Source organism: Dietzia sp. SLG310A2-38A2 (genome assembly GCF_014145095.1).
Classification (GTDB): domain Bacteria; phylum Actinomycetota; class Actinomycetes; order Mycobacteriales; family Mycobacteriaceae; genus Dietzia.
Genome location: NZ_JAALDX010000164.1, coordinates 1 through 2973, shown reverse-complemented (window position 1 = coordinate 2973; position 2973 = coordinate 1). Strand labels below are relative to the sequence as shown.

At 69.6% G+C, this 2973-nt stretch carries 4 protein-coding genes; 2 read left to right on the top strand and 2 right to left on the bottom strand.

Annotation, left to right across the window (positions count from 1 at the left end; all coding sequences use genetic code 11):
• Window positions 1–101: 101 nt before the first annotated feature.
• Together G6027_RS06440 and G6027_RS06435 are read right to left on the bottom strand one after the other, a co-directional pair.
• Entirely contained in the window at window positions 102–1079 is a 978-nt protein-coding gene (locus tag G6027_RS06440) for a carbohydrate kinase family protein (protein ID WP_182636445.1), read from the bottom strand.
• Between the two features lie 65 nt (window positions 1080–1144).
• Window positions 1145–1507: an iron-sulfur cluster assembly accessory protein gene (locus G6027_RS06435; RefSeq protein ID WP_182636444.1), complete on the bottom strand. Its 363-nt coding sequence runs from the start codon at window positions 1505–1507 to the stop codon at window positions 1145–1147.
• 167 nt (window positions 1508–1674) lie between these two features.
• Here G6027_RS06435 and G6027_RS06430 point away from each other — a divergent pair, with 167 nt between their 5' ends.
• Together G6027_RS06430 and G6027_RS06425 are read left to right on the top strand one after the other, a co-directional pair.
• Window positions 1675–2370 (top strand): DUF3043 domain-containing protein, encoded by a 696-nt coding sequence (locus G6027_RS06430; protein ID WP_182636443.1) that lies wholly within the window; start codon window positions 1675–1677, stop codon window positions 2368–2370.
• Window positions 2371–2436: 66 nt separating this feature from the next.
• A partial coding sequence (locus G6027_RS06425; RefSeq protein WP_182636442.1) for a bifunctional adenosylcobinamide kinase/adenosylcobinamide-phosphate guanylyltransferase occupies window positions 2437–2973 on the top strand: 537 nt, incomplete at its 3' end.

Here is a 2973-nt window from a genome sequence, read left to right as displayed (position 1 = left end):
TGGTTGCAACAACCACTTGACTTCAAGCTCGGGGAATGCGTGCGGAACGCTCTTTTCGTCGGTGGTCGGTCGACAGCTCGGCGGTCGGCGCCGGGTGCGACTCAGGCGGGCAGCAGCGCCGAGAGCTCCTCGGCGGCCTCGTCCCCGTAGGCCGCGGCGAGTCGGTGGCGCGCGGCGGCCGGGTCGATGCTCCACTCCTGGGTGCCGGTGGTCTCCAGCACGTGCGTGGCGATGAGGGCGCCGAACTGGGCCGAGCGCTCCAGCGAGAGGCCGTCGACCACGCCGGTGAGGAAGCCGGCGCGGAACGCGTCCCCGACGCCCGTGGGGTCCAGCAGGTTGTCCGAGGGCACGATGCCCACCTCGAGGGGATCGGCGCCCTTCTCCACGATCACCACGCTCTTGCCTCCGCGGGTGGTGATGCGGGTGCCGACCTTGTCATCCAATTCCTCTGCCGTCCACCCCGTCTTGTTCAGCAGCAGTTCGTACTCGTACTCGTTGGTGAACAGGTACCGGGCACCGTCGACCAGTGCTGCGGCCGCCTCGCCGTCGAGGAACGCCAGCTGCTGGGAGGGGTCGGCCGCGAAGTCCAGCCCGAGCTCGCGGCACTCCGCGGTGTGGGAGTTCATCGCGGTCGGGTCGTTGGCGCCGATGAGCACGATGTCGGGCCGACCGATTCGGTCGACCAGGCGGGCCAGCGAGATGGTGGCCGCCTCCCCCATCGCGCCGGGGTAGAACGAGGCGAGCTGGGCCATGTCCGAGTCGGTGGTGCACACGAACCGCGCAGTGTGCAGGGCGGAGCTGATGTGGACGGCCGAGGTGTCGACGCCGTGCCTCTCCAGCCATTCGCGGTACTCGGAGAAGTCCTCGCCCGCGGCGCCGACCAGGTGCGGCCGGCGGCCGAGCACGCCGAGCGCGAAGGCGATGTTGCCACCCACCCCGCCGCGGCGGATCTGGAGGGAGTCCACCAGGAAGCTCAGCGACACGTGGGCGAGCTGGTCCGGCAGGAGCTGCTCGGAGAACCGACCCGAGAAGGTCATGAGGTGGTCGGTGGCGATGGAACCCGTGATGACTACTGACATGCTCCAGACAGTAGACGACCCGGGCCGACCAGCGATCGGCCCGGGTCGTCAGTGCCCGGCTGCGCTCAGTTGAAGGAGTCGCCGCAGGCGCACGAGCCGGTGGCCTGGGGGTTGTCGATGGTGAACCCCTGCTTCTCGATGGTGTCGACGAAGTCGATCGACGCACCCGTGAGGTAGGGCACGCTCATCCGGTCGACGGCGAGCTTGATGCCGCCGAAGTCGTCCACGACGTCGCCGTCGAGCGAGCGGTCGTCGAAGAAGAGCTGGTACCGCAGGCCGGCGCAACCACCGGGCTGGACGGCGATGCGCAGCGCGAGATCGTCGCGACCCTCCTGGTCGAGGAGGGCCTTGGCCTTCGCGGCGGCGGTGTCGGTGAGCAGCACACCGGTGGCGGTGGTCTCCGTGGCGGTGTTCTCCGCAGTGGTCATGTCGGTTCTCCTTGCGATCCGAGAGGGTCTTCGGTGGCGTCCTACGGTGGTGCAACGCCCACCGGGGAGCTCTCTATTCCCCGGACGCCGCGTCGCCTGACACGATACGCCTGCAGGGAGGCATGGGTGAATACCCTTGGTGAGGATCGATCGCCTAGCCTGGGTACGTGAAGTTGCGTGCATTCGGCTCCAGTAAAGACGAACCCGGCAAGGGCTCCGCAGGTACCGACACCGGGCCGGAGCCCTCCCCGGGCACGGATCCGGGGACTGCAGGGGATGCCCGCCGCCCCGCTGGTAAGGGCAAGCCCACCCCCAGGCGGCGGGACCAGGAACGCGCGCGGGGCCTGCGGACGGGTCCCGTCACTGCGCCGGTCACCCGCAAGGAGGCCAAGGAGCGTCGGAAGGCCGCCGAGGCCAGCATGACCAAGGACGAGCGCAAGGCCGCCCGGGCCGAGAACCGTGCCGCTCGTGAGGAGCGCCGCCAGCTCATGATGCAGGGTGACGACCGCTACGTGCTCTCGCGGGACCGCGGCGAGGTCCGCCGCTTCGCCCGCGACTGGGTGGACACCCACCGCCGCCTGATCAACTTCTTCATGCCACTGGCCCTGTTCGTGATCATCTTCCAGCTGATCCCCAACCCGGAACTGATGTTCTACAGCCAGAACCTGTTCCTCATCCTGATCGTCGTGGTGGTGGTGGACGGCATTCTCCTCGGACGCACGGTCAACAGAGTCGTCCGCGAGCGGTTCCCGGACACCGAGGACACCGGGTTCGGCATGGGGTGGTACGCGGTGATGCGGGCGACGCAGCCGCGGATGCTCCGCACCCCGCGGCCCCGGGTCCGCCCGGGCGACTCCATCTGACCTGATCGACAGCTGACCTGATCAACAGCTGACCTGACCGACGATCCACGGAAGGCCTGGAACGCCATGCGTCTGCTCGTCCTCGGCGGCACCCGCTCGGGCAAGTCCGCCCACGCCGAGGCTGTGGCCGCGGCCACCGGAGCGGACGTGGTGTACGTGGCCACCGCGCGACAGGACCACGACGACGACGAGATGACCGCCCGGATCGCCGCGCACCGGGACCGCAGACCCGCCGAGTGGTCCACCGAGGAGACCGACGAGATCTCGCGGGTGCTCTCCGATCACCCGGACGACACGGTCCTCGTCGACGATCTCGGGGGCTGGCTCACCCGACGGATGGACGCCACCCTCGGGTGGACTGACGGCGGGGCGGCCGTGTCCGGTGAGGTCGATGCGCTGGTCTCGGTGGTCGCCACCCACCCCGGTTCGCTCGTCCTGGTCTCCCCCGAGGTCGGCCTGGGCGTCGTGCCGGACACCCTTTCCGGCCGTCTCTTCTCGGATCTGGTCGGCTCGCTCAACCGACGGCTGGCCGAGGTGTGTGACTCGGCCGTCCTCGTCGTCGCGGGCGGGGTCCTCCCCCTCTCCACCCCCGGGGTCCCCGCC

What these genes read in the sequence shown, in the direction of transcription:
- G6027_RS06435 (WP_182636444.1), bottom strand. Translation starts at nt 1,507, where the DNA reads ATGACCACTGCGGAGAACACCGCCACGGAGACCACCGCCACCGGTGTG.
- G6027_RS06440 (WP_182636445.1), bottom strand. Translation starts at nt 1,079, where the DNA reads ATGTCAGTAGTCATCACGGGTTCCATCGCCACCGACCACCTCATGACC.